Raw genomic sequence first — 25,603 nt, 5'->3', positions numbered from 1 at the left:
CGAGCCGGGTGGAGTGCTCGATGACTGCGAAGACGTACAGGTGTGCTCCGGTCAGCGTGCGAGTTTCGAAGAAGTCGCAGGAGAGCAGGGAGCCTGCCTGGCTGCGCAGGAAGTCGGCCCACGTGGTGTTCTGGCGTTCGGGAGCGGGTGGGATGCCCTGTTCTTTGAGGATTTCCCGGACGGTGGAGGCCGCGACCTTGATTCCGAGGGCGGTGAGTTCGCCGTGGATGCGGCGATATCCCCACGAGGAGTCCTCGCGGGCGAGGCGCAGGACCAGGGCGCGGATCGAGCGGGCTGCGGGCGGGTGTCCGCGATGCCTCGGTACGCAGGTCGCGGCATGCTGCCGTTTGAGGAGGTTGCGGTGCCGGCGCAGGATCGTGTCGGGGTGTACCAGCAGCTGTAGATGGCGCAGCTTGTCTTTGGGCAGGTGGTGGAGCAGGCCGGCGAGGACGGCGCGGTCGGTGTCGGTGAAGGCAGGTTTGCTGACCTGGCGTTGCAGGACGAGGAGTTGGTGTCGGAGCGTAAGAATCTCGATGTCCTTGTCACGGTCGCTCACCGTCAGCAGGCGCCGGAACGCGAAGGCGTTGGTCGCGGTGAGGTAGGCCAGGCGTAGCAGCACGACAGATCATGATGCCGCTCATGCCCCGGGGAAGGCAGGCAGGCGATCAATACTGTGATCTGCGCGGATGAATTATCGGCACCCGCAGGGTTCGGTCGCGGTGGCCGGGCGGGGGTCGTGTCCGCGGCCCGTTCGGCGAGCAGCCGTGCCGGTGCCGCTGCGAGGATGCGCTGGAGTGTGGCGGGGGGCAGGTCGGCGATCTGGCCGATGGTGCGCACGCCGTACCGGTCCAAGACATTGAAGGTGGCCTTGCCGACGCCGGGCAGCGCGGCGATAGGGCGGGGGCGCAGCCACAGCGTGGCCTTCTCCGGGCCGCCGGCCACGTGGACGGCCTGTCCGGGCGGTGCTGCGGCGGCGGCCATGGCGGCGATCATGCGGTTGGGGCCGAGGCCCGCGCTGGTCTGGATGTTGTCGATGTGGGCGGCGATGCGCATCCGGGCCATCTGCAGGATCGCGAAGGCGTCCTTGCCGAAGAACCGGACCGCTCCGATCAGGTCGCACTGGACGGCGTCGGGTGGGACCGCGTGGACGGTGGGGGTGATGCCGGCCAGCAGGTCCAGGACGTGTGCGTAGCGTTCCTCGGTCAGGTCGCCGTGCAGGTGGAGATGCGCGATGTGCTGCCGGCTGCTCATCCGGCATTGCCCGGTGAGCGGTGGGCGAGGCGCTGGAGGTCCGCGGAGCGGGTCCCGGCGGGGCGGAGGTCGGCGTAGGGGTGGAGTTCGGCGCCGGCGGTGCCATTGGCAAGGGTGCGGCCGCCGGGCTGGGGCGGGGTGGGTGTCGGCCGGCCGGCACCGAGCAGGTCGAGCGCGGCCTGGGGGCCGTGGTCGCGGCGGGCGGCGGCGATCTCCTCTAGGTTCCAGGCCATCGTGCCTACGACGGTGCGGCGGGTGCCGCGGGCCTGGACGGTGCCGCGCACCAGCAGCAGCCCGCTGTGGAAGACGGTGTGCGCGACCTGCTCGTGGGAGTCCTCGAACAAGGCGACGTCGACCAGGCCCGAGCCGTCTTCGAGGGGTCAGGAAGATCACCCTCTTCCCCGAGGGGATCGGCGGGGTCTGGGTGGCAGAGCGCACGCCTGCGACGAGGACCTGCTGCCCGGGCCGCATCCGGGCCAGGTGGGCGGCGTCGGTGGCGCCGATCTCGCGCAGCAGGCGGTGGTGGTGGACCATCAGGTGCTGGTCGACGTCCACGCCGAGGGCGGACAGTTGGGCGCCGAGGATCTCCCGGCCGGTCATCTCCGGCAGCCCGGACGGCTCGCCGCCGCCGACGGGCCCGTCGGCGATCGGCACCTGGCCGGGCCGGGCACTGCGGGTCCGGGACTGCCGGTGCAGCTCGTTGATCTGCAGCAGCAGGTCGCGCCGGGTCGTCGCGGCCTCGTGCAGGCCGGTCAACGCGCCGATCTCCGCGAGGCGTTCGGCCAGCGGGCGCGAGGGTCGGGCGCGCTGCCAGAAGTCCGACAGCGACTGGTAGGGCCGGCCGGCCTCGATCCGCGCCGCCTCCTGGTCGGTGATGCCGCGCCACCCGGCCAGCGCCAGGCGCACCCCGAACGTGTCGTTGACCGTCTCCACCCGGTACCGCGCGGCGGAGCGGTTGACGTCGACGGGCAGTACCGGCACGCCGTGGCGCCGGAAGTCCGCGATGACCACCCGCTTGGGCCACATCCCCGGGTCGTGCTCCAGCAGCCCGGCCAGCAGCGCCGCCGGATACCGGCTCTTGAGATACGCCGACTGCGGCGTGCCAGACCCGCACGGGGATGCCGTCGATCTGGAGGCCAATCCACACGGTGCGCCACCAGGTGCGGTGTCCTGTTGGGCGCGGCCGCCGGCGCAGACGCTGCCGAATCGGGTGCGGCCGGTGCGGCGGCCGGTCCGTGATGGGTGTCGCACGGAGCGGCTTGGTGGCGGGCGCGGCCGGCGCGGCGCCGGGCGTCGGCGGTGATCGGGGCGCCGTCGGGGTGGGCCCGGACCGCAGCGGTCATGGCCCACCGCCAGGTCGCGGCGTACTAGAGAAACTCGCCCATATCGAGGCACACCGAGAGCGCATAAATGGCCCGACCTTTATAGGAATCCCCATTTTTTCTCAGATTGCCGCTCGCGCCATCGACGCAGATGAGAAGCGATGATTAGGTGTGCTACCTGCGAAGCTGCTCCACAAACAGGCGCGCATACCGACTCCAATCGATTCGGGCACTCTTGATTCTTTCCCTGGCCCGCTCCGAAGGCAGTTCATCTTCCATGTAAGCCCAGGAGATCAGAAGGAGGGATAGAGTCTTTCCCGCCTCCGTAGGCATTTTGTCCATGATCTCCCAAATTTCATTCCCCATGGGGTGTCGAAGGTTCACTCGGACGCTATACAACCCAGGAAGGAAGGAGACATCGAACATCTCGGGACCGTTCCATCTAGCCGGTTCAATTATAGTTTGACGTGCATTCCCATCATGGACCGGCGCGTCCAGTAGTACCTGCCCCTCTCCCGGGGCTGCCTCGGAATTCGACGAACTGGGTTCTACCGGCTCACTGCTGCCAGTCTCTTGGCTCGTCTCTGCTGGGGGGACCCGATGGGGCGGAGGCTCAGGGATCGACGCAGGATGTTCCCCCAGGGAAAAGTGCGTCGACTCCCAGAGTCGCCGGAAGCGGTCAATCTCGGACGGTGTTGTCTCGCGTCTCGCGAGAGTAAGGAACCCGTCTACTAACGCCTCCACTTTAAGCCATCGCGGAACACGGCGGCCGGTCAAAATATTGGCGACGGTCTGATGCGACATGGAGTCCCGAGCGAACTCGGATCGGGCGATCACCCTGCTGATCTCACGGGTGCTCGGAAATCCAGCTAGCCGATAAAGATCGTGCAAGGCTATCAATAGTTGACGGTGAGGCCCTGGTGGGACCTCCGATTCAGTTGGCAGCGCAATCAGGCTCAGGTTTATTCCTGTCACCATCCCCCCTGGCGGCGTTCACTGACTGTCTTTAAGGAAGTGATCGACAACTGCTTTGGCCGCACCCCCGACCGCCGCCGACACCAAAGCAAGCCCGACTCGGAGCCCGCTTCGTTCCCATGTTTCGCTTGTTGAGTTCACGGCAATCGACTGTCGTTCGGGGTTTGGCTCCGGGTTCTTTTTCCGCGTGGTGCTCATGAATAATTCTGAGACCACCATGGCACCCAGGCGACACTCGTGAACGCCAGTTGACAGCATTTTACGGATCTGACCAGGAGCGAACAGGGCGGTCACTGTGTAGTTCAGAGAAAGAGCGGGCACCGCGACAGCGTGGGCGCGGCAGAATCCGTAGGCCCCGAAGGCTTCGACGGTCTCCCAGACCTGGTCGCGCACGGCCTGGTCGTAGCCGCGCCCGGCGGCCGCGGCGTGGAACCAGGCTTTTGCGGGCGGTTACTGCGCCGGGTTCCAGCCGTCGCTGCCGGCGAGGTAGGCGGCTGCGGTGTAGGCGGCGGCGTTCGCGGCGGACAGTTGCGGGCGGGCGGAGTTGACGGTCGCGCCCGGGCCGGTGTTGGCGTATTCGCCGTAGCGGCCCGGCGTCCAGGTGGCGCCGGAGATCCCGGTCCACGGACCGGTGGTCCTGATCGCTGCGGGCAGTGCGGTCTGGCGGACGACCATCTGCGGAACGTTGTCGCCCGAGGGCTTCCAGGCGCGGCCCAGGTAGAGGCGCCCGGCGGCGAAGGTGCTGGTCACGGTGTCGCCGGTGAGCAGGATGCCGTACTGGTTGCTGCCGTAGGTCGCGGGCGCGGCCAGGTATCCGCTGGTGAAGCCGTCGTCGCTGAGCAGGTTGATGTGTGAGCGGTCCACGACCAGGGTTCCGTTGCCGAAGATGAAGTCGACGTCGCCGTCGATCTGACCGCCGCGGACGTACTGCCGCAGGCTGTTGCCCGCGGTGGAGTTCCAGGACAGCAGGGTGTCCTGGTGGCCGGAGAAGTCGCAGTCCAGGTACGTCTGCCGGTCACCCTCCATGGCCAGCGCCACGGCCTGGGTGCCGGTCACCGAGGGGTTGGCCTGCCGACTGAACAGATTGCGGAAGGTGACGTGCTGCGCGGTGAAGCCGTCGGCTTTCACGTGGACGGTCGCCGAACCCTCGGTGCCGTACGTCCCGCCGCCGGGCTTGGCCAGGCCGTTGTAGCGGGAGCCGTCGATCCGCACGTCGGCGGGGTTGCCGGTGGCGCCGGCCAGGGTCAGGTGCAGCTTGGCGGCGGGGACGGTGAGGTACTCGGCGTAGGTGCCGGCGGCGACCGAGATCGTGTACAAGGTCGCCGAGTTGTCGGGCACCGCATTGACCGCGGACTGGATGGTGGAGAACTGCGCCCCGGTGTGAGCGACGGTGAGCGTGACGCCGGCGGCGGCGTGCGCGGGAGTGGCGGCGAGGCCGGCGGCGCACAGCACGCCGGCCAGCGCCGAGGTCAGGGCCGGCCCGCGGGACAGGGAGAGCATCTAACCGTCCTCAGGGGTGGGGTGAGGGACGATGAACGCATTACGTGAGCGCTGACATTCACTACTGCCGTACCGCGGTGCGAACGCGAGACCCGACACAGACAGAAGCGCTTCACGTAACGAAGTTAGGACCAACTCCCGCTACTGACAAGACATCGGGCCGTAGATTGTCGAAGCGCTTCGATCCCGGAGCCGGGCGGTCGATCCGCGGGTGGACCAGCTCGACCAGTGTGGCCGAGGACGTGGCCACCGGGAGGTCGTCGGCTCGAAGCCCGGTACGGACACTGCTGCGCGAACCTCTCGAATGGTTCGGACCGCTGGACCAGACGCCCCCCGCAAGCCCCGGCACCGCGGTTGTCATCTGGGACCGCAACGGCAACCGCAACCAGCGGCGGATTCAAACTGATCGGCAACCCGCCATTGCGTCACGGTCCGAGGCGCGCGAGCATCGCGCCACCGGCGCCCGTCGGGTGCCGGGTGACTGACCCTGAGAGAGACTGCTCCAGATGCAGATGTACGACAATCCGGTGATCAGCGGTTTCTATCCCGACCCGAGCGTGTGCCGGGTCGGCGATGACTACTACGCTGTGAGTTCGAGTTTTGAGTATTTCCCGGGACTACCTGTGTCCCACAGCCGCGACCTGGTCCACTGGCGCCAGATCGGCAACGTGCTGGACCGGGCGGGCCAGCTGGACCTGCCGGATCACACACCGTCCTCCCGTGGTATCTACGCGCCGACGATCCGGCATCATGACGGTCTGTTCCATGTGATCACGACACGGGTGGGTGCCGGCGGAGTTCCCGCCGGGCATCTGATCTTCACCAGCGAGCGGCCGGAGGGTCCGTGGTCCGATCCCGTCCCTTGTGATTTGCCAGGTGTTGACCCCGACCTGGTCTGGGACGAGGAGGGCGTGTGCTGGTGTGTGTTCTCCGGTGTCCGGATGGCCCGCATCGACCCCTCGACCGGCGCGGTGCTGGAGGGCCCCTGGCCGATGTGGTCCGGATCCGGGGGGCAGTATCCGGAGGCGCCGCATCTCTACCGAATCGACGGCTGGTGGTACCTGCTGGTCTCCGAGGGGGGTACGGGCGACGGGCATGCCGTCTCCATCGCCCGTGGCCGCTCGGTCCGCGGGCCGTTCGAACCGTGCCCGTCGAACCCCTTCCTGAGCCATCGCAGCACCGACCTGCCGATCCAGAGCACCGGCCACGCCGATCTCGTCCAGGCCGCAGACGGCACCTGGTGGCTGGCCATGCTGGGCACGCGTCCCCGCGGGGCCTTCCCCCGATTCCACGTCATGGGGCGGGAGATGTTCCTGGCGCCGGTGCGGTGGGAAAACGGCTGGCCCGTCGTCGGCCCGGTCCAGCTCCGGCATCCGGCCCCCGCGGCCTGGCATCCGCCGGCGCCCGAACCCACGAGGGACGACTTCGACACCCCGGCGCTGGCGCCGAGCTGGATCTCCGTGCGCAGCCGTGCGGCCACGTCGGTGTCCCTCGACGAACGGCCCGGGTGGCTGACGCTCCACGCGACCGGGCGGAGCCTCGACCGTCCCGGCTGCACGTTCGTCGGACGCCGTCAGCAGCACCTGGACTGCCGGATCTCCGCCCACATCGACCCGGGAGAGGGCCGGGGCGGACTGTGCGTGCGCATGGACGAGGCCCACCACTACGAACTGGAGGTGAGCGGCGGGCAGGCGAGGGTTGTCGCCCGGATCGGACCGCTGCGGCAGACCGTGGCCCAGTGCCCGGTACCGCCCGGACCGCTCACCCTGGTCATCGAGATCCGCACGTCCGGTGTCCTGCCCCCTTCCGTCACCTCCTCGGACGAGGTGGAGCACGGCCCGCTCGGCATGGAAGCCGGCGGGCCCGACACGCTTGCCTTCTCGGTCGCCGGCACCGACACGCTGCTGGCTGAGCTCGACGGGCGTTACCTCTCGACCCAGCTCAGCACCGGCTTCACCGGCCGAGTGATCGGCATGTACACCATCGAGGGCAGCGTCGCCTTCGACTGGTACGACTGCACGCCAGCCACGCCTCCAAGCGAACGCGGCGAAGCAGACAACGCCTGACGCGGATGACGGCGGTCAGCAGATACGGGCCGGTGTGACCATCTCCCAAGTCGGTGCGGCAGGCTCCAGTGCGATCTCCGCCGGGGGTAGCGGTGCTGTGCGGGTGCCGGGTCGGCGTCCGCGCAGCACCGCTGGCCCGCGGGTGGCCGCGGGTGGCTGGTGGTCAGGCGGTGCTGCAGGGGCCGCCGTTGAGTGTGAAGGTGGCCGGGGCGGGGTTGGTGCTGCCCTGGTTGGCGAGGAAGCTGATACTGACGGAGGCGCCGGCGGGGATGGTGCGGGTGTAGTCCACCGGCGTCACGGTCACGGTGCTGCCGTTCTGCGCGGGGGTGCCGCCCCACATCTGGGTGATGGTCTGGCCGGCGGTGAAGGTGAAGGCCGGGGTCCAGCCGGTGAGTGCGGCGCTGCCGGTGTTGTTGATGACGATCTCGCCCTGGAAGCCGCCGCTCCAGCTTCCCGTGACCTGGTAGCCGATCCCGCAGGTGCCCGTCGGGCCTGTAGGTGGGCGAGGCGTCGCAGTTCGCCCTGGATGCGGGTGTGTAGCCCCGGGTCGGATTCTCGTTGGCCAGGCGCAGGAGGAGTGCGGTGAGTTCCTCGGAGATCGGCGGGCGTCCGGTCCGGGGAGGCTCCTGTTTCTGCTTCCGCCGCAGGAGTCGGCGGTGCCAGGACATGAGGGTGCCCGGGGGTGGCGAGGCGGTGACGGCGCAGCCTGGTCGGTAGGTGTCGGGCCAATGCTGCGAGGACGGCGCGGTCCGGCCATGTCAGGCGCGGCCGGGTGCCGGGCTGTCGACGCAGTACCCGCGACCTCATGGCGCAGCACCAGGATCTCGACGTTGTTGTCATCCTCCGAGCGGGACAGCAGCAGGAGCAGTCCGAACAGCCGGACGAAGATCAGACAGATCACACGCAACGCCGTACAGTCGGAGCATGCCATGATCACCTGGAACCGCAAAGAGCCTGGTCAGCGGCCGTGCGCCAGTTTTGGCACCCTACAGGCGGTGTCATGGAGAAGCCGGCTTCGTCCTCGAAGGACCAGCCAGGCCCCACAAGCCGCCGCTAGCCTTCCCCACGGGGCCAGGCCTCCTGTGACCCACCCGGCCACGGCATCGTCGTCCCGCTCCATCGCGCGTCGAGCCGGTACCGGGCAGGACCAGCCGTTACGGACCAGCAGTTTGCGCACGCTGGATCGTGCAGGTCAGGTGGAAACGCCGCCCGATTACCGTCTTGGCCCGGGAGAGCGTCCACCGTGGGTGCTCCCAGCGCTGCGCGGCCGGCCCCCTGGCCAGCTCCGCCTCCAACTGGGCGAACTGCTTTTCGCTCAGCCTCGGCAGCGACGCCGGCCCCTGCGACCGCAAAGAACCCGGACCGCCCTCGTCCCACGCCTGCCGCCCACCGCTGTAACGACCGGACACTCACACGCCACCGCTGGGCGATCACCGAGCTCGCCTCACCGCCCGCGAACCCCTCCGCCGTTCTGAGTCGTAACTCCTGGCGGAACTGCTGCCGTTCGGCGGTCAGCCCGCACGATTTGCGAGCTGGACGCGAGGCACTCAACGAGAACCTCGCCCGCATCGTGCCGAACGTCTTTCACGACCCTCTCGCCTCGCTCGACGACATGCGCTGGCAAGCAAGGAGGGCCGCTTCCGAGGCGCGAGCCATCGAGGATCTGGCCGGACCGATGGGTGACCCGGTGTGGCGGGCGGAGATGACCCACCCCTGCCCCGTAGTTGTCCTGTGCCGTCAACTCCGCGTGCTGACGCGGACTCCCCTTTGTCGGACACCCGGCGCATGTCGTGGTGGTCCCGGAGACGCACACGCTGTCCCTGGTCGACCTCGGCGATGGCGACCGTTCGCGCAATGCCGCGGACACAAACGTCCGCCATCCGGACAACGACCCGAATCGCGTGGACAGGCAGCGCGCGGGATGTCAAGGTCCCGCCATGCGTCCCGTGATCCGACTGTCCCGGAACCGCGCCGCCCTTGCGGCCGTCGCCCCGCTCGCACTCGTCCTCGCGCTCGCCGGCTGCTCCCCGCAGGACGACTCCACGGCGTCCGACACGCCGTCGTCGTCCGGGGGCGGAAGCTCGGCGTCCACCACCGCAGCCGACGCCTGCCCGTCGGGCGCGCTGCCCACCCACTCCGCCGGCACCCTCACCATCGGCACCGACAACCCGGCGTACGACCCCTGGTTCTCGGACAACAAACCCTCCAACGGCAAGGGTTACGAGTCGGCGGTCGCCTACGCCGTCGCCAAGCAGCTCGGTTACACCGCGGACCAGGTGACCTGGAAGACCGTGCCGTTCAACTCAGCCTTCGCGCCCGGCGCGAAGAGCTTCGACTTCGACATCAACCAGGTCTCGATCAACGCCGACCGCAAGAAGACCGTCGACTTCTCGCCCGGCTACTACGACGTACGGCAGACGGTGATCGCCCGCAAGGGGTCGAAGATCGCCGACGCGCACTCGATCGCCGACCTCAAGGACGCCAAACTGGGCGCGCAGATCGGCACCACGAGCCTGGACACCATCACCGACGTGGTGAAGCCGTCGAAGAAGCCCGCCGCCTTCCAGCGCAACGACCTGGCCGTCGCCGCGCTGAAGAACGGCCAGGTGGACGGGATCGTGGTGGACCTGCCCACCGCCTTCTATATCACCGGCGCCGAGGTCCAGGACGCCAAGGTCGTTGGGCAGTTCGCCGCCGCCGACGGCACGCCCGAGCAGTTCGGGCTGGTGCTCGACAAGGGCGGCCGGCTGACCGCGTGCGTGTCGAAGGCCGTCACCGCGCTGCGCACCGACGGCACGCTCGCCGCGCTGGAGAAGCAGTGGCTCTCCGACGCGGTCGACGCACCGCTGCTGTCGTGACGGTCCGGGACGACCCGGCTCCGCCGGACCTCTACCAGCCGTCCGCTCGGCGGATCGAACGGGAGCGCTTCCGGCGTGCCAGGACCCGCCGGGCCGGCCTGCTGGCGGCCGGCAGCACGCTCGCGACAGCGGCCGTGCTGGTCGCGCTCGTGGTCAGTTCACCGGGCTGGTCGCGCACCCGGGAGACCTTCTTCAACTGGCACTACGCGAGGAAGTCGCTGCCAGACGTGCTCCATGGGCTATGGCTGAACGTCCAGTTGATGGTGGTGTGCGGCGCGATCGTGCTGGCCGCCGGGCTGCTGGTGGCCGTGGTCCGTACGCTGCGCGGCCCGGTCTTCTTTCCGCTGCGCGCCCTTGCCACGGCATACGTGGACTTCTTCCGCGGGCTGCCGCTGATCATCTGCCTGCTCGCCGTCGTCTTCGGATTGCCCGCGCTGCGGCTGAACGGGGTTCCCAACGACCCGGTCGTGCTGGGCGGCTTCGCGCTGTGCCTGACCTACACCGCCTATGTGGCCGAGGTGTTCAGGGCCGGCATCGAGACCGTGCACCCCAGCCAGCGCGCCGCGGCCCGCTCGCTGGGCCTGACCAGCGCCCAGACCATGCGGTACGTGGTGCTGCCGCAGGCCGTGCGCCGGGTCGTGCCGCCGCTGCTCAACGACCTGGTGTCGCTGCAGAAGGACACCGGTCTTGTCTCCATCGGTGGTGCGGTGGACGCGGTCGCGGCGGCCCAGATCGTCGCGTCTCGGTCCTTCAACTACACGCCCTACGTCGTCGCCGGAGTGATCTTCGTGGCGCTCACCATCCCCATGACGCGCCTCACCGACTGGGTGACCGCCCGGATGAACCGGCGCCAGTCCCAGGGCGGCGCCGTATGACCGCCGACCCGCCGGCGAAGGACGCCGTGCCCGCGCCGGCGGACCCGCCGGTGCTGTGCCTGGAGTCGGTGCGCAAGACCTACGGCGGCTCCCTGGTGCTGCGGGACATCACCCTGGACGTGCCCGCCCACACCGTGACCGCGCTCATCGGCGCCTCGGGCTCCGGCAAGTCGACGCTGCTGCGCTGCGTGAACCTCCTGGAGGAGGTCGACGACGGCGCCATCCTGCTGGACGGTGCGGAGATCACCGACCCGCGCGCCGACCAGGACGCGGTACGCCGCAGGATCGGAGTGGTCTTCCAGTCGTACAACCTCTTCCCGCACATGACGGTGCTGGACAACATCACCCTGTCACCGCGCCGGGTGCACAAGGTGCCGCGGGCCGAGGCGGAAGAGCGTGCGCGCGAGCTGCTGGGCAGGCTGGGCCTGGCCGACCGCGCCGGGGAGTACCCGGACCGGCTCAGCGGCGGACAGCAGCAGCGGGTGGCGATCCTGCGGGCGGTCGCCACCAGGCCGCGGCTGCTGCTCCTCGACGAGGTCACGGCCGCGCTCGACCCCGAACTGGTCGGCGAGGTCCTGGCCGTGGTCCGCGACCTGAAGGAGCAGGGCATGACGATGGTGATCGCCACCCACGAGATGGCCTTCGCACGCGAGGTGGCCGACCAGGTGTGCTTCCTCGACGGCGGGGTGGTGCTGGAACGCGGCACTGCAACCGAGGTCTTCGGCGCGCCGCGCGAGCGGCGCACCCAGGACTTCCTGCGGCGGATCACCGCGGCGGGGCGGCTGTAGGCGGCCCCGCCCGGATAGGGGCTGTGCGGGTGCCGATTAATCATCCGGGCTGGTCAAGCGGCATGCTGGTCCTCGTGGAGGGTTCCGCCGAGCTGGTCTTGTCGGCGGACCTCCGAGTGCCTGATGTGTCCTGGCCCGCTGATCGGCTCGGGTAGTGGGTGGAGCGGAGCGGCTTGCTTCAGGGTGCGGTGGGGTCGGTGCTGGTTGTAGAAGGTTTCGAACTCTTGGAGCGCGTGCGGAAGGTGGCTCTGGTTCCAGATCGGTGTTCTGTCGAGGAGTTCGCGCCGGCAGGTCTGTATCCAGCGCTCCATGATGGAGTTCAGACGCGGCATCCGGACGCCGGTGGTGACGACCTTCAGTCCGGCGTCCGTCAGTGGCGCGTCGAAGGCGGTCGTGAACGTGGAGTCGCGGTCGCGGATCAGGAAGCCGGCCTTGCTGCCTGCCTCTTCGAGGTCCATGACGAGGTTGCGCCCGAGCTGTACGACCCAGCGTGCGGTGGGGTGTGTGGTGGCGCCCAGGATCCGGATGCGCCGGGTGGAGTGCTCGATGACGGCGAAGACGTAGAGTCGGGCCCCGGTCAGGGTGCGGGTTTCGAAGAAGTCGCAGGCGAGCAGGGCGCCGGCCTGGCCGCGCAGGAAGTCGGCCCACGTCGTGCTCGCTCGTTCCGGGGCGGGTGGGATGCCGTGCTCCTTGAGGATTTCCCGAACGGTGGGATGTCTTTACCGTCGTCGCTCATCGGCAGCAGGCGCAGGAGCGCCAGGGCGTTGGTCGCGGTGAGGTAGGCCAGGCGCAGGAGCACGACAGATCATGATGCCTTCATCCCCTGCGCAGGCGAACATCGAGGGGAAGGAGCAGGCGCAGGTGGAGACCGGCGATCACGGCCGTGACCTGGTCGGATGATTTATCGGCACCCGCACCGACATGCTCGACGCGATATCCCTCTACTGGTTCACCAACAGCGCAGCGTCGTCCGGCCGCATCTATTGGGAAACAAATCGGGCACCCTCGCCGGCCCGAAACTGACGCTCCCGGTCGCGGTGACCGTCTGCCCGAGGGACATCCCACGCCTGCCACGAAGCTGGATCGAAGACACCTACAGCAACCTGATCCACTACGGCGAGGCCGACGAGGGCGGGCACTTCGCGGCCTTGGAACAGCCAGAGATGCTGGTCGGCGAGATCCGCACCGGCCTGCGCACCCTTCGTTCCTGACGCCGACGCGCGAGTCCGGCTCACCCAAGGCGCCGCGATGTCCGGTGGAAACCGTCAGGCAGCCACGGCCCGGCCCGCCGTCGGGTCCGCACTGCGGACCGCCACCACCGCCTGCAGCGCCGCCCGCCGGAACGGCACGCCCCTCCCGCCGCAGGGGGAGCCTTAATGGAATGATCGATCCGGATTATTTCCGGCCTTGACGGTTGCAGCAGGCTTTGTTTCTTGACTAAACGTTCCAGATATTGTTCACTGCAAGGACCTGAGGGCGCTCGCCCTGGGCGCACCTTGAGTAGAAGGCAGGGAACATGGACGAGCGGAGACCCCGTAGGCCCCTGGCGTGGCGCTCCTGAGCGGACGGACATCCGTCACCTCAAAGCACGCTACTTCTGGGCCATGGAGGACTACGTGAGTTTCCCGCCTGGCTCCAGCTGCAAAGAGGGCTTCCGCGGTTACGGTGAGTATCACGACACGTACACCCGGATCCACGGCCACTGGTACATCGACAGCAGTCTCCTGATCCGCTTCCGAGTGGACCCCGTCCCGAACTGGACTGCGCCCGCCACGTCGGTCACGTAGCCACCCACCCCACCATCCGGCTCGTCATGAGCCCTCTTCCCAGGAGTCAAGACAGTGAGCACCATCGGCGTCGGTATCATCGGGGGCAGCCAAGGAGGCTGGGCCTCCATCAGCCATATCCCTGCCCTCAAGGCGCTGCCCGACTACGAGCTGCGGGCCGTCAGCACCTCGCGTCAGGAGTCTGCACTGGCAGCGGCAAAGGAGTTCGGAGTCCAGGGCGCCTATGACAACCACACCGACCTCCTGGCGCACTCCGGAGTCGACGTCGTCGTAGTGGCAGTGAGGGTGCCCTATCACCGTGAACTCATCTCGGCGGCCATCGAGGCCGGCAAGACCGTCTACGCCGAATGGCCCCTGGCCCTGAACCTGGACGAGGCCACCGAGCTCACCAGGCGTGCCGAAGCCGCCGGTGTGCGCACGGTCATCGGCCTCCAGGGGCGCTACCACCCCGGGCTGCGCTACGCGCGCCGGCTGATCGAGGAGGGACGTCTTGGCCGAGTCATCGGCACCACCATGGTGGCCTCCGGCATGGTATGGGGTCCGCAGACAACCAAGAACCACACCTACTGGTTCGACAACAGCCAGGGGGCCACACCGCTGACCGCCGCCGCCCTCCACGCCGTCGACGCACTCAACGTCGCTCTCGGCGAGTTCGAACACCTTTCGACCAACCTCGTCGTGGGGCGGAAGGAAGTCATCGTCAGCGACGACGGCGGCAAGGTCATTCCGGTGACGGCCCCGGACCAGATCTCCCTCATCGGCACGCTCGAGGGCGGCGCTGCGGCTTCCGTCTTCTATCGCGGTGGCGTGTCCCGCGGTGACAACTTCCGCTGGGAGATCAACGGCACCGACGGAGACATCGTGGTGACCGCACCGTGGGGCAACCTTCAGGTGACCGACCTCACCGTGGAGGCCGGATTCGGTGAGGATGCGACGGTAACCCCGATCGACATTCCTGCCGAGTACACGCGCGACATCCCGGATGGCCTCTCGGGGCCGAGCCGGAATGTGGCAGCGCTGTACACGAATCTGGCACGGGATCTGCGGGATGGCACGCACACCGTCCCCGACTTCGCCTACGCCCACCGTCGGCACCAGTTCCTGGACGCGGTGGAGCGCTCTTCCGCCGAACGAATCGGCCAGACCCCCCGATAGTCCCGCGCGTCACATCGCCGCACTTGACGGGACAGGGTGCGGTGCGAAATGCCCACCAAAGGTGGCACAGGACCATCTCCGGGCACCGCGTGAGGCACCCGCCGGTCGGCAAACGTGAATCTCATCGCTGACGACAGGTCAGGAGTCGGCTCATCCGATGTCGACCACGACCCTGCCCTGTGCCGCACCGCTCTCAACGACCTCATGGGCTGCGGCGATGTCAGTGAGGGTGAAGCTTCTGGGGTCGAGCATCGGCTTTAGCGCCCCCGCGTCGGCGAGGGCGGCAGCCTCACGCATGATCTCTCCGTGCCGTTCCCGCCCGCGCCCGGTGAGCAGCGGCAGCAGGGTGAAGATGCCGGAGTAGGTCGCCCCACGGAAGGAGAGGGGAGCGAGAGCATGGGTTCCCCAGCCCAGGGCACTGACTACGTGGCCGGTGTAGGTGCGGGCGGCCTTGAAGGAATTGTCGAGCACGGCGCCACCGACGGTGTCGAAGATGACATCGAACCCCTCACCGCCGGTGCACTTGGCCATGTACTCCTCCACGGGGGTGGCCATGTAGTCGATGGGAGTGGCTCCCAGTCGCTCGACCGCCTCCAGGTGCGAGGAGGACGCGGTGGCGAAGACTTCAGCACCGCGGGACCGTGCGATCTGCAGGGCCACATGGCCGATGCCGCCGGCTCCGCCGTGAATGAGGACCTTCTGTCCCGAGTGAACCCGCGCCCGGTCCACCAGCCCCTCCCACGAGGTGATGAAGACCAGGGGCAGGACCGCGGCCTCGCGCAGCGTGAGAGAGGCGGGCTTGCGTGCAATGAGACGGGCATCCACCGCCGCGTACTCCGCGAGCGAGCCCTGTACATCTCCGACACCTCCGGTCAGGCCGAAGACCTCGTCGCCGGGGGCGAAGTCGTGGACGCCGATACCGACCTCCTCGACCACACCTGCCATGTCCAGGCCCAGGACGGCTGGAGGTGTGCGCCTTGCGTGGGGCGCCTTGCCGGCCCGGATCTTGGCATCCAGCGGGTTGACGCCACTGGCCGAGATCTTGACCAGCACCTGGCCCGGTCCTGGAGCGGGCTTTTCGATCTCCCGAAGGACCAGGGGAGTGTCGAACTCTTCGAGAACCATCGCGCGCATGAGCGTGCCTTTCCTGTTTATCGGATCCTGTGCATCGGATGGTGATCGCGGACGCCGCCGGCGGGAGCCGCGTCCCTGCGTCGGGCCGAGCAGGCCACGTCGGTGGGGCGCTCGCGTGCGTTGTGATCAGGTGTGGTCGGCGACCAAGCGCCGTGCCGCGGACTTCGCCTCGTCCACGACGGCCCTGTCCTGCAGCAGGCGACCAGAGGTCAGAGCGCCGTCGATGAGGAGTCCTATGTGCTGGGCAAGTGCAGCGGGACTCTCAGCACCTGCCTGCTCGCCCAGCTCGGTCAGCCACGCCTGACGTCGTCGGATGTGCCGCAGAGTGATGGCGCGGGCTTCCGAGTCGAGGTCCGTCTCGATCGCCGCACTGACGAACGGGCAGCCGAAGAACCCGTGGCGGTCGAAAGCGTCTGTCAGAGCGTCGAACAGGCCGACGAGACGGTCTCGAGGGCCATCACCCGCTCGTGCGGCGGCTTCCTGTAGCTGCGCCATCCAGGAGTCGTCTGTCCTGCGAAGATACGCCGCTATCAGCTCCTCCTTGGTGCGAAAGTGCACATACAGTGTCGACTTTGCAACACCCGACACCGCCAGGACCTGATCGATGCCGACGCCACGCAGCCCGTGAGCGTAGAACAGCTCGGCCGCGGCAGCGAGAATCCTCTCCTCCGACTTCGTCTTCCTGATCTGCGTCGCCATGACTGCACCTCCTTAATCAGACAGACTAGTACGTTTGATTAAGAAACCCAAGCCGACGCCTGCGCCCATCAGGAACCCAGGGGCGGCTGCACGCACCGTGGGGAAGTGACCCACGCCACCCAGCCCAGGGGGCATCTAGTCTGCACACGAGGCGTCACCGGCGATCACTTGGCCGCCCCATACCCGGCGTGGCGGTGGCCGTGGAGGGGCAGCGCTGTGGTTGTCGCCGATCCTCCCCGGGCGGACGCATGACCTGTCCGCCACCCCATGTTCATGGCTTTGACCAGGGATCGTTTCCCGTGCGCTCATTGGCAAGAGTGGTGCCACTTGTGAGCGGACCCGATTTATGAATTCCGTGGCAACGGTGGGCCTCTTCGAGAGGGACGCGTTCACGTGAAATCCCATGAATGGAGTCCGTCCTGCCGGGCGAAGCCACAACTCGCCGACGTGCAGGACTATTTGGCGGACTATGTGCCTCGTGATCACCCCTCTTGCGACCTGGCGCGACCGGGGGGAAATAGTCACGAACATCGCAAATATCGCGAGGAGGAAAATGCCGTTTGTCAACGTAAAGCTCGTGGAGGGCATGTTCTCGGAGGAAGAAAAGCATGCCATGGCAAAGGTGCTCAGTGACGTAATGGTCCAGTTCGAAGGATCTGAAGCGTTTCGCGAGGTTGTTTGGGTTCTCATTGAAGAACTCCACCCCGACGGTTGGCATATGGGTGGGCGTCCCTTCCGCGGACCGGCGTCACTCGGCGAGGTCCTGGGGAACTCCAAGAAGATCATAGAATCGATCGACGGCAACCCGACTACGCGCGAAGAGTGGGCGAAGGCCGCACCGGTTAATGACCCCAGGACCTGACGGCGGCTCGGCGTGACACGACGCCGGTGCGTGGACCCGTGGCGGCCGTCTTGTGGCCGACCTGAGGTCGCGCGCGGTCGCTCGCGTACGGGCTCGTCGGCGGGGCGCGTTACTTGACCGATCGTTCCTGATTGCGTAATCTACCGGTATGGCACGACTGAGGGAGTTCGACACCCAGGCCGCGGTGGAAGCGTCGATGAACGCCTTTCGCCGCAAGGGCTACGAAGGGACGTCGATCCAGGATCTGGTGGATGCCACCGGACTCGGTCGAGGGTCGCTCTATGCCGCGTTCGGCAGCAAGGACGGCCTTTACCTGGCTGCAATGGACCGATACCGGGAGAAGTACTCCACGCCCTTGATCGACATCCTTCGCGGCGGGGCACCGGCTCTTGACCTGCTGCGTGAAGTCCTGGTCGGCACGGTCGACGAAGTGGTGCGTGACGGCAACCGGCATGCCTGTCTGATCGTCGGCGCGGTCACTGAACGCATTGCCCACGATCCTCAGGTTGCCGCACACGTGCGCACTACGACGTCCTCCTTGGAGGACGCACTGTGTGAGGTGATCGCCGAGGCCCAGGCGGACGGGCAGCTCTCCGACAACCGGTGCGCTCGGGATTTCGCCCGCTATCTCCTCACCTTCATGCAGGGAATCCGCGTCATGGGTGCCATCGCCCCGGACCGTCAGGCGCTGATGGAAAACGTGGAAACCGCCCTTATGCCTCTCGCGCCGGCCTGATCTGCACAGACGGCGGCTGTAGATAGGCGAATCCTCCTTCGCCTGACCAGCCGGACCTCCCACACGCGTACATCAGTGGGGGGCGGCCGGCCGGCATGCCCAGACAGCGGGCCTTGGTGCCCCGAAAGCCACCCTGGGTGCGCCCCGTACGTCATCGCATGGGTGGCGTGGCCCGGACACCGCAGGGGCCGGCGGTTGCATGCCGGCCAGCGGAGTGCCGCAAGCACCGAGAGCATCGAACGAGAACCCCATACCCCCTACGTGTGATGTGGATCCGCTATGAAAGCAGTAGGACTGTTCAGCTTCGGCGGCCCGGAGGTACTCCAGGTCGTCAATCGAGATACACCTCATGCCGGCATCGGCCAGGTCCGGATCCGCGTCGGGGCTGCGGCCGTCAGCCCGGCGGACACCATGATCAGAAGTGGCGTGTCACCCCTGCGGTTCCATGGTCCGGAGCCCATCATTCCCGGACTTGACGTGGCCGGCACGATCGATGAGGTTGGCGCTGGCCCCGACCTCGGGTTCTCTGTCGGAGACAGGGTGATGGCCATGGTGAATCCGACGTTGCCCAGAGGCGGCGGATACGCCGAACAGGTCGTACTGCCTGGCTCCTGGGTCGTACCGGCGCCGGCGGGAACCACTGACGCCGAGGCAGCCACGGTCCCACTCAACGGACTGACCGCCCTGCGTGCACTCGATCAGCTGGACTTGGCGACGGGCAGCACTCTCGCAGTGACGGGTGCCGCCGGAGCGGTCGGGGGTTTCGCGGTGCAACTGGCCAAAGCTGCCGGGCACCGCGTGCTGGCGGATGCGTCGTCAGCAGACGCAGAGTTGGTCGCTGCCCTGGGAGCAGACGAAGTCGTTCCCCGCGGTTCTGACGAGGCCGAGCGGTTCCGCGCTCTGGCCCCTCGCGGTGTCGATGCCGTAGTGGACGCGGCGGTCATCGGAGCTCCCCTGCTCGGCGCGATCCGCAAGGGGGGCGGGCTTGCCTCCGTGCGCGGTGTGTCCGGGCAGGGAGCGTTCGAGGAGGCGGCCAAGAGACAGGGCGTGCAGCTTTTCGCAACGTTCGTCCACGACTACGACGGCCGTCGGGACAAGCTTGAGCTGCTCCGCCGGCTCGCCGACGAAGGGGAGTTGACGTTGAGGGTCGCAGGCCGTTTCCCGCCCGAGGAAGCGGCGGACGCCCACCGCCTCCTCGAAGCCGGGGGTGTGCGCGGGCGCCTGATCCTCGAGTTCTGACAGCGCACCGGTGCGATGACGGCCGGGCGCTCGGACGATTCACGGCCGACGCTGCCGCAGGTTGAGAGCCGACGGCAGCGCCAGGTGTCCTAGTTGACGGAGAAACACATGTCGGATCTGCAAACTCTGGCGGACGTCGAGGAAATAAAGAAGACCACGGCCCGCTACTGCCGCTTTGTGGACATACGGAAATGGGCTCGGCTTCGGGAACTGTTCCAAGGGGGATTCACGGTTGGGGGCACTACCACGAGGAGTACCGCAAGGAGAGCGGCCGGTGGTTGATCCGCCGTCTGACCTTGACGCGCCTGCAGCTGGATCCCCTCCCGGGTGGCTTCCCCGACGCCTGACCGGGTGTCATGACGGAATTGCTCCGTAGCGCCCACCGTGTGAGGCCTCCCTACTCGAATTCCTGTGTGGTTCTGGCGGTGGCCGGCTGGAGAACACTCGACGTGTGAGCCAGCCCACATGGACGTAGACAGGCCGGACATGCGTCGCGCCCACGATCCCGCGAGATCAAGGGCGGCGACGGACTCCGTCACCAGAATTGGCTGCACTAGCCTCGATCTTGCATGACGGTCCGTCGGTTTCTGCGGCGGGCCGTTTCTCTGTTGCGGGCTGGTTGTGAGAATGGTGGTGGCCCGGCTGTCGCGTCGGGTAGGCGCCGGGTTCCACTGCTCCGGTGGGGTGATGCTGTCCGCAGGGACTCGAAGGTGCTGGTCAGCCGGGGTTCGGCAGGGCTTGGAGCCGGTCGGCCGCTGCGGTGATCACGTCGGTCCAGGGCCAGTGCGCCGCGAGGCGGAGGTAGCGGCTGCGGCCGGTGGTGACGAGTTGCGCGGCGGCTGAGAACAGGCGGAAGCGAAGCTTCTTGGATTCCCAGCGGCGGGTCTTGCCGGTCAGGGCGAGCATCGGCATCCAGGCCAGCAGGTCCAGGGCGAGCTGGACGATCTCCAGCCAGATCTGGTTCTGGGCGAGGCCGTGGAGCGGGAGGTTGCGCAGGCCGGTGGAGCGGGCGTCTCGGATGCGGTCCTCGCAGCGGGCGCGCTGGCGGTGGCGCAGTTCGAGCCCGGCGATGGCCTCGCCGGGGGTGTTGGTGGCAAAGCAGGTCAAGCGCATGCCGTCGGCGTCGGTGAAGCGCAGTTGGGCTCCGGGGTGTGGGCGTTCCTTGCGGACGATCAGCCGCATTCCCTTCGGCCACCCCTTCAGGCAGTCTCCGCTGATCTCGGCTACCCAGGCGCCGTCGCGGACCTCGCCACCAGGTTCGACGGCCGGGGTCCAGGCCGATGCTGGGACCTTCAGTACGGTCTGGTGGATGGTGTCGGTGATGGTCATGCCGACCGAGTACGACAGCCACCGGCCCCGCGCCGCGAGCCAGTTGACGAACTCGTGGGTGCCGCCGCCGGAGTCGGTGCGGATCAGTGTGCGGCGCCCGCGCCGGAACCTCTTCGGGAGCTGAGCCAAGGCCTGTTGGGTGGCGGTGATGTGGTCGGCGGCGGTGTTGCTGCCCGCGTTCCCCGCTCGCAGCAGGCCCGCCACCGGTTCACCGGCGCCGCCCGCCCCGTGGTCGACGAAGGCCATGATCGGGTGGTGGCCGAAGGTCCGCTTCCAGGTCGCTGCGGCGTCCTGCTTGTCCGAGTGCGCGATCACCAGTACCCCGTCCAGGTCCACGATCACCTGTCCGCCCTGGTCGGGGGCGGTGTCCCCGGCCAACGCCCAGACATGTTCGCGGACCTGGGCGCGGGCCTGGCGGATCGCGGCCAGCGCGCGCTTCCCGCTGCCGGCAAGCGTGTCGACCAGGCGGGAGATGGTCGGGTCGGAGGCCACTGGCCCGAACACCGCCGGCTCGGCCCGCAGCATGGCGACATCGGACAGGCAGTCCCCGCCCAGCGCCACCGCGAGCGCCATATCCAGCAGGATCTTGCCTGGATCGTGCACCGCCCGCTGCTTTCGCCATGGCGCCAAAGCCGCTGATATCGCACTGTCCAGCCCGGTCTTGCGGACCGTCTCCGCCAGCAGCACGGCCCCGGCCTGGGAGACCACTTGCCGGCCACCGCCCTCGACCCGGACACGGGGGTACGACCCGGTAGTCTTCTTCACCTGAGGAGTGCAGCTTTCCTGACGACGACATGGATCCTAGACAAGTCCCATCGTCCCAGGTCAGATGCGCTCCTCGCTTATTTGATCAAGCATCGGACACCCGCAGTCGCGAAAGCGCGAGGCTAGGCTGCGGGGCCGAGGTCTCCCTCAAGGAGCGTTTGTACGATCTGGGGCCGGTCCCAAAGGGCCAGGATCTCGTTGGCGATGGCCACGACGGGCAGGTGGTCCTGGTGCCGCACCTTGACGGCTGCGGCTTTCAGAGTGCGCGGGACGGCTCCGGCCTTCAGCAGGACACGCCATTCCTGCACGCCGAGGGCCAGGAACTCCAGTGCGGTGAGCCCGGCGACCTCCAGGGGGTCGGCCAGTGTGCCAGGCATGGCGGTGAGAGTGCGCAGGTGGGGCAACCCGGCGACAGGCGCGAGATTGAACGGCGCGCCGTCCCAAGCGCCGAGGGACAGGACTTCCAGGGTGGGATGGGCGGCGGCCTGGATCGTCTCAAGGCATCCGGTGCCGACCCTGGCCACGGCAGGAAGCTCGTCTCCGCGGGGGTCACGGCGTTCCTCCTGTACTCGGCCCAGAACGAAATCGGTGAGGGAATCGGCCACGAGCTCGGCACCGAGGCTCTCCGCGTGATGGACCAGGATGATCTGCCCGAAGTGCCCGCGCGGGCCGGGGGTCAGGTCGAATGCGAACACGTCGCCGCCGTTGCTGCCGAAGCCGATCCAGCCCGGTGAGCCGCCCAGGCCCTGCACCGCGGCGTCCGGCAGGGTACAGATCGCATCCGTCGCGCCGAGGTCCCAGCCGGGGTAACGGGACGCCGCTTCGATGCTGAACAGGTGTTCCACGCCGGAGATCTCGCAGCCGACCGCCTTGTCGATGCGCATCGCCGTTTCGAAGTCGTGGCCCCAGTCCCCCCCAGCCACCCGGTAGAGCACCTTGAGCTCATCGGACAGCGTGACACCGAGGCGTGCCTCGGCGGCAGCGATCTCCTCTTCCGTCGCGCCGATGGCGTCGGGCAACCGTTCGCGGAGCGTCCACTCCAGCAACTCAGGATCCGCCGATGGTGCCGGTACCGCCCCGGGCACCGGATCGGGGCGGCGGAGCCAGGGTGCGGGAAGGGAGCCATCGGCCAGGACGAGCACCCCCAGGTCCGGGTAGCCGTAGACCGGTTCCACAGCCGGGCTCGGCCAGACCAGCCCGAGCGTGGTCCGTCCGTCCGGTTGAGCCTCCGCCCTGAATGCGACCTCCTGGACTCCGCCGCGCGTGAGCGCCCTCTGTATGTTCTCCGCCGCGATCCGCGCTGTCGACGACATGGATCCCCGATGGGCGATGCTGTATCCGGATTGACTGATGCGTCCTGCCACACGGGCCGACCGGGCTGCACGCCACTCTGTGTCGTCCGCCAGCATGAGCCGGAGTACGGGTTCCCAGGCCGCGAAGTCGCATACCGATGGCAAGGGGGGGCTCTGATCAACCATGCGCAGACCATACGCGGAGCCAATGACAGTGGAAGCTGTGACTGAGCGCTTCAGCTGGCGGATGTGCACGAGAGTTGGCGAAGCGAAGTGAGGTCGTGGCCTGTCCAGCGTTACGACCGGTGCCTTGTCGCACTGAGGCTGTCGGATTCTCACGGGTACTCGTTCGTGCTGTCGGATTTCGTCATCGGCGCGCTGGCAGCTCGATCCCCAGCGACCTGCTCGCTCATCCGCGCCAGGACCCGCTCGGCGACCGCGAGTTCGTCCCGCTCGGCCCGTACTTGGTCCAGCTGCTTGACCAGCTATTCTTCCAGCCCGTCCAGTTCCGCCCGAGTACGACGGCCAGGGCCACATCCAGCAGGATCTTGCCCGGGTCGTGCACCGCCCGCGGCCTGCGCCACGGCACCGGCGCCGGCGCCGCCGATATCGCGGTGTCCAGACCGCGCTTGCGAACCGTCCCGACCAACAACACCGCCCCAGCCGGCGAGACCACCCCGCGGTCGCCGCCCTCGACACGAACACGCGGAGCGAACCCGATAGTCTTCTTCACCTGGGAAGTGCCTCTCTCGCTACCACGTACGGGACCCTCAGCAAGTCCTGTCGTTGCAGCTCAGAGGCACTTTCTGCGTTTTCGATCACCTGCCGGACGGCACCCACTCGCGAAAGCCCGAGGCTAGCAATGCGCAGTTCCTGGGTAATTCAGCAGAAGGGCAGGCATGGCAATGGGCACGGTTACCACCGACGACGGCACAGTCATCTTCTACAAGGATTGGGGCCCTCGCGACGGCCGGCCGATCGTCTTCCATCACGGTTGGCCGCTGAGCGCCGACGACTGGGACAACCATATGCTCTTCTTCCTGGAGCACGGCTTCCGAGTGATCGCGCATGATCACCGCGGCCGCGGCCGCTCCAGCCAGACCGCAACCGGCAACGACATGGATACCTACGCGTCCGACGTCGCAGTCCTCACCGACGAACTCGACCTCCAAGGTGCCTACCACGTCGGGCATTCGACGGGTGCAGGCGAGGTCACCCGCTACGTCGCCCGCGCCAAGGCCGGTCGTGTGGCGAAGGCAGTGCTGGTCAGCGCCATCCCACCCGTCATGCTGAAGTCGAAGTCGAACCCCGGCGGCCTGCCGGTCGAGGCGTTCGACGAGCTGCGGACCGCTCTCGCCGCCAATCGTTCCAGTTCTACATCGATGTCCCCTCGGGTCCGGTGTTCTCCGAGACCGACTTCACTGAGGATCTCAAGCGGATCGACGTTCCCGTTCTCGTCGCGCACGGCACCGACGACCAGGTCGTCCCCTACGCCGACTCCGCGGTTCTCTCGGTCAAGCTGCTCAAAAACGGAGCAGGACGGTGGCACTGCTGATATCCCACAGGCGCTCGGCGTTCGCGGCGTCGAGTGCGTAGGCGGCGACCCCCGGCACGCCCAGTTCAACGGGCCGTGAGGTCACCTGCGGGGCCTCATTGACGTCTTCGAAGTAGCGGCCCCCGATGCCCTCGACCAGCGGGGAGCCGGCGAGGAAGACGGAGGTGGCGGCGCCCTGCTCGATGGTCTTGCGGTAGGGCTCGGGCGTCCTCAGCCCGCCTGTGTGCCGCTGGAGATTGGTGGCGATCGCACCGGGGTGCAGCGCGTTCGACCTGATGCCGTCACGTGGCCAGCGCCGGTCCGCCTCGACGGCCAAGAGCACCTCAGCGGTCTTGGACTGACCGTACGCGCCGAGCGCGTCGTACGGACGGAAGCGGAAGTCGAGGTCGTCGAAGACGACGGGGGAGAACAGGTGCCCGCTCGAGGACACAGTCACCATGCGTGCGCCGTCCGCCTCGGCGAGTGCCCGATGCAGGCCCAGAGCCAGGGCGAAGTGGCCCAGGTAGTTGGTGGCGAACTGCTGCTCGTGGCCGCCGGTGCCCCGCTCCAGCTCGGGCAACATCATGATCCCGGCATTGTTGACCAGGATGTGCAGGGGGCCGGACCAGCCGGCGGAGAACGCAGCCACCGAGTCCAGGTCCGCCACATCCAGCCGGGCGACGTGAATCGCCTCGTTGCCGGTCCTGGCCCGCAGATCGGCGGCGACCTCCTCTCCTGCGTCGGGGCGCCGGACAGCAAGTGTCACGTCGGCGCCCGCGGACGCCAGCGCACGGGCCGTCTCCACTCCGATGCCGGAAGTGGCGCCGGTGACCACGGCACGCTTTCCTGACAGGTCGACACCGTCGATCACCTGGGAAGCGGTCGAGTGACGGTCGAAGGGACCACGGAAAAGCTCGGACATGAGCGCTCCTCGGGAGGACACGGATACGGGCTGCTCCGCCGCATCTGGCAGGACATCGTTCATCGACTGTGTGCGCCGGTTGCGGCCGTGCTCTGCCACTGTGCGGCACGTGTGGCGGGCCGCCCGGGACCGGCTGGGACAGGGACTGGCAGGTCCACCCGGACGGGTTCCTGGAATCGGAACTGCGCGCCTAAGGGAGGACGCAGAAAGCGGTGAACCGGTCCCTCGACGTCATAGTGGCTCAGCGAGGCATGTTGCATCGCGGTGGCCGGCCTCCGGACGGTGTTGCCGACCCTGACCACGCCCAAGGTGATGCGTCCGCCGGACAGCGGCACTTCGTTCACCGAGCGCTCAGCCGACCCCGCATGCGGAGGCAATCGGTCAAGGTTCCCTACCTTGTTGGCACGGGATCGGGCGAGCCCTTCGTATGGTTGGCCCACCCGGGGTGTCGGGTATGGCTTTCAAGGTTCTGCCGCTCGTGGCTTCCACTGATTGGCCGCCCGACGCCCAACGA

20 protein-coding genes and 5 pseudogenes are annotated in these 25,603 nt (G+C 67.9%); 11 read left to right on the top strand and 14 right to left on the bottom strand.

The genetic code is table 11. From position 1 onward, the window contains the following. Nucleotides 1–4 precede the first annotated feature (4 nt). The 5 genes and pseudogenes from OG900_06280 to OG900_06260 all read right to left on the bottom strand — a co-directional run bounded on the left by OG900_06280 (nucleotide 5) and on the right by OG900_06260 (nucleotide 5,048). Nucleotides 5–619: pseudogene (locus tag OG900_06280) on the bottom strand (integrase). Beyond that, entirely contained in the window at nucleotides 559–1,251 is a 693-nt protein-coding gene (locus tag OG900_06275) for a hypothetical protein (GenBank protein ID WUH89777.1), read from the bottom strand. Before OG900_06275 ends, OG900_06280 begins: the two are co-directional and overlap by 61 nt. Further along, a pseudogene (locus OG900_06270) lies at nucleotides 1,248–2,346 on the bottom strand (DNA polymerase III subunit alpha). Before OG900_06270 ends, OG900_06275 begins: the two are co-directional and overlap by 4 nt. A 1,220-nt stretch (nucleotides 2,347–3,566) precedes the next feature. Beyond that, entirely contained in the window at nucleotides 3,567–3,941 is a 375-nt protein-coding gene (locus OG900_06265; GenBank protein WUH89776.1) for a hypothetical protein, read from the bottom strand. Nucleotides 3,942–3,998: 57 nt separating this feature from the next. Beyond that, nucleotides 3,999–5,048 carry a pectinesterase family protein gene (locus tag OG900_06260; protein WUH89775.1) on the bottom strand — a complete coding sequence of 350 codons (1,050 nt, stop codon included), beginning with the start codon at nucleotides 5,046–5,048 and terminating at the stop codon, nucleotides 3,999–4,001. 506 nt (nucleotides 5,049–5,554) lie between these two features. On the opposite strand from OG900_06260, the gene OG900_06255 reads away from it, so the two are divergent. Next, nucleotides 5,555–7,114: a glycoside hydrolase family 43 protein gene (locus OG900_06255; protein ID WUH89774.1), complete on the top strand. Its 1,560-nt coding sequence runs from the start codon at nucleotides 5,555–5,557 to the stop codon at nucleotides 7,112–7,114. Nucleotides 7,115–7,277: 163 nt separating this feature from the next. On the opposite strand, the gene OG900_06250 is transcribed toward OG900_06255, so the two are convergent. Together OG900_06250 and OG900_06245 are read right to left on the bottom strand one after the other, a co-directional pair. After that, nucleotides 7,278–7,871 carry a cellulose binding domain-containing protein gene (locus OG900_06250; protein ID WUH95635.1) on the bottom strand — a complete coding sequence of 198 codons (594 nt, stop codon included), beginning with the start codon at nucleotides 7,869–7,871 and terminating at the stop codon, nucleotides 7,278–7,280. A 201-nt stretch (nucleotides 7,872–8,072) separates the two neighbouring features. Further along, nucleotides 8,073–8,291 (bottom strand): winged helix-turn-helix domain-containing protein, encoded by a 219-nt coding sequence (locus OG900_06245; GenBank protein WUH89773.1) that lies wholly within the window; start codon nucleotides 8,289–8,291, stop codon nucleotides 8,073–8,075. Nucleotides 8,292–9,051: 760 nt separating this feature from the next. Here OG900_06245 and OG900_06240 point away from each other — a divergent pair. From OG900_06240 to OG900_06230, 3 genes are read left to right on the top strand one after another with little or no spacing between them, the layout of a single operon-like run. Beyond that, on the top strand, nucleotides 9,052–9,972 hold the full coding sequence (locus OG900_06240; GenBank protein ID WUH89772.1) for an ABC transporter substrate-binding protein: 921 nt from the start codon (nucleotides 9,052–9,054) through the stop codon (nucleotides 9,970–9,972). After that, nucleotides 9,969–10,847, top strand: coding sequence for an amino acid ABC transporter permease (locus OG900_06235; protein ID WUH89771.1), 879 nt, complete (start codon nucleotides 9,969–9,971; stop codon nucleotides 10,845–10,847). Before OG900_06240 ends, OG900_06235 begins: the two co-directional genes overlap by 4 nt. A 50-nt stretch (nucleotides 10,848–10,897) precedes the next feature. After that, nucleotides 10,898–11,635 (top strand): amino acid ABC transporter ATP-binding protein, encoded by a 738-nt coding sequence (locus OG900_06230; protein ID WUH95634.1) that lies wholly within the window; start codon nucleotides 10,898–10,900, stop codon nucleotides 11,633–11,635. Between the two features lie 53 nt (nucleotides 11,636–11,688). Here OG900_06230 and OG900_06225 read toward each other — a convergent pair. After that, nucleotides 11,689–12,345: pseudogene (locus OG900_06225) on the bottom strand (integrase core domain-containing protein). A 186-nt stretch (nucleotides 12,346–12,531) separates the two neighbouring features. Between OG900_06225 and OG900_06220 the strand changes: the two are divergent. The 3 genes from OG900_06220 to OG900_06210 all read left to right on the top strand — a co-directional run bounded on the left by OG900_06220 (nucleotide 12,532) and on the right by OG900_06210 (nucleotide 14,577). Further along, the gene (locus OG900_06220) at nucleotides 12,532–12,846 is read left to right on the top strand and encodes a hypothetical protein (protein ID WUH89770.1); all 315 of its coding nucleotides are present in this window, start codon (nucleotides 12,532–12,534) and stop codon (nucleotides 12,844–12,846) included. A 405-nt stretch (nucleotides 12,847–13,251) separates the two neighbouring features. Continuing rightward, entirely contained in the window at nucleotides 13,252–13,422 is a 171-nt protein-coding gene (locus OG900_06215) for a hypothetical protein (GenBank protein WUH89769.1), read from the top strand. A 54-nt stretch (nucleotides 13,423–13,476) separates the two neighbouring features. Beyond that, a complete protein-coding gene (locus OG900_06210) occupies nucleotides 13,477–14,577 on the top strand; it encodes a Gfo/Idh/MocA family oxidoreductase (protein ID WUH89768.1) in 1,101 nt (366 codons plus the stop codon). 150 nt (nucleotides 14,578–14,727) lie between these two features. On the opposite strand, the gene OG900_06205 is transcribed toward OG900_06210, so the two are convergent. After that, complete coding sequence (locus OG900_06205) at nucleotides 14,728–15,711, bottom strand: zinc-dependent alcohol dehydrogenase family protein (GenBank protein ID WUH89767.1); 984 nt, start codon at nucleotides 15,709–15,711, stop codon at nucleotides 14,728–14,730. A gap of 126 nt (nucleotides 15,712–15,837) precedes the next feature. Then, nucleotides 15,838–16,410 (bottom strand): TetR/AcrR family transcriptional regulator, encoded by a 573-nt coding sequence (locus tag OG900_06200; protein WUH89766.1) that lies wholly within the window; start codon nucleotides 16,408–16,410, stop codon nucleotides 15,838–15,840. A 478-nt stretch (nucleotides 16,411–16,888) separates the two neighbouring features. On the opposite strand from OG900_06200, the gene OG900_06195 reads away from it, so the two are divergent. The 3 genes from OG900_06195 (at nucleotide 16,889) to OG900_06185 (ending at nucleotide 19,247) form a co-directional block, all read left to right on the top strand. Beyond that, nucleotides 16,889–17,272: a tautomerase family protein gene (locus OG900_06195; protein WUH89765.1), complete on the top strand. Its 384-nt coding sequence runs from the start codon at nucleotides 16,889–16,891 to the stop codon at nucleotides 17,270–17,272. Nucleotides 17,273–17,420: 148 nt separating this feature from the next. Further along, on the top strand, nucleotides 17,421–18,008 hold the full coding sequence (locus OG900_06190; protein ID WUH89764.1) for a TetR/AcrR family transcriptional regulator: 588 nt from the start codon (nucleotides 17,421–17,423) through the stop codon (nucleotides 18,006–18,008). A gap of 279 nt (nucleotides 18,009–18,287) precedes the next feature. Continuing rightward, on the top strand, nucleotides 18,288–19,247 hold the full coding sequence (locus tag OG900_06185) for an NADP-dependent oxidoreductase (GenBank protein ID WUH89763.1): 960 nt from the start codon (nucleotides 18,288–18,290) through the stop codon (nucleotides 19,245–19,247). A gap of 717 nt (nucleotides 19,248–19,964) precedes the next feature. On the opposite strand, the gene OG900_06180 is transcribed toward OG900_06185, so the two are convergent. The 3 genes and pseudogenes from OG900_06180 to OG900_06170 form a co-directional block, all read right to left on the bottom strand. Continuing rightward, nucleotides 19,965–21,341 carry an IS1380 family transposase gene (locus tag OG900_06180; GenBank protein WUH89762.1) on the bottom strand — a complete coding sequence of 459 codons (1,377 nt, stop codon included), beginning with the start codon at nucleotides 21,339–21,341 and terminating at the stop codon, nucleotides 19,965–19,967. 122 nt (nucleotides 21,342–21,463) lie between these two features. Next, the gene (locus OG900_06175) at nucleotides 21,464–22,750 is read right to left on the bottom strand and encodes an SMI1/KNR4 family protein (GenBank protein ID WUH89761.1); all 1,287 of its coding nucleotides are present in this window, start codon (nucleotides 22,748–22,750) and stop codon (nucleotides 21,464–21,466) included. A 394-nt stretch (nucleotides 22,751–23,144) separates the two neighbouring features. Then, nucleotides 23,145–23,366 (bottom strand): annotated as a pseudogene (locus OG900_06170) (IS1380 family transposase). Nucleotides 23,367–23,538: 172 nt separating this feature from the next. Between OG900_06170 and OG900_06165 the strand changes: the two are divergent. Next, nucleotides 23,539–24,164, top strand: a pseudogene (locus OG900_06165) (alpha/beta hydrolase). On the opposite strand, the gene OG900_06160 reads toward OG900_06165, so the two are convergent. Beyond that, complete coding sequence (locus tag OG900_06160; protein ID WUH89760.1) at nucleotides 24,157–25,089, bottom strand: SDR family NAD(P)-dependent oxidoreductase; 933 nt, start codon at nucleotides 25,087–25,089, stop codon at nucleotides 24,157–24,159. The pseudogene OG900_06165 and the gene OG900_06160 sit on opposite strands and share 8 nt — an antisense overlap. Nucleotides 25,090–25,603 lie beyond the last annotated feature (514 nt).

The sequence above is a fragment of the Streptomyces sp. NBC_00433 genome (assembly GCA_036015235.1).
GTDB lineage: Bacteria > Actinomycetota > Actinomycetes > Streptomycetales > Streptomycetaceae > Actinacidiphila.
This window is presented reverse-complemented; position numbering and strand designations above follow the sequence as displayed.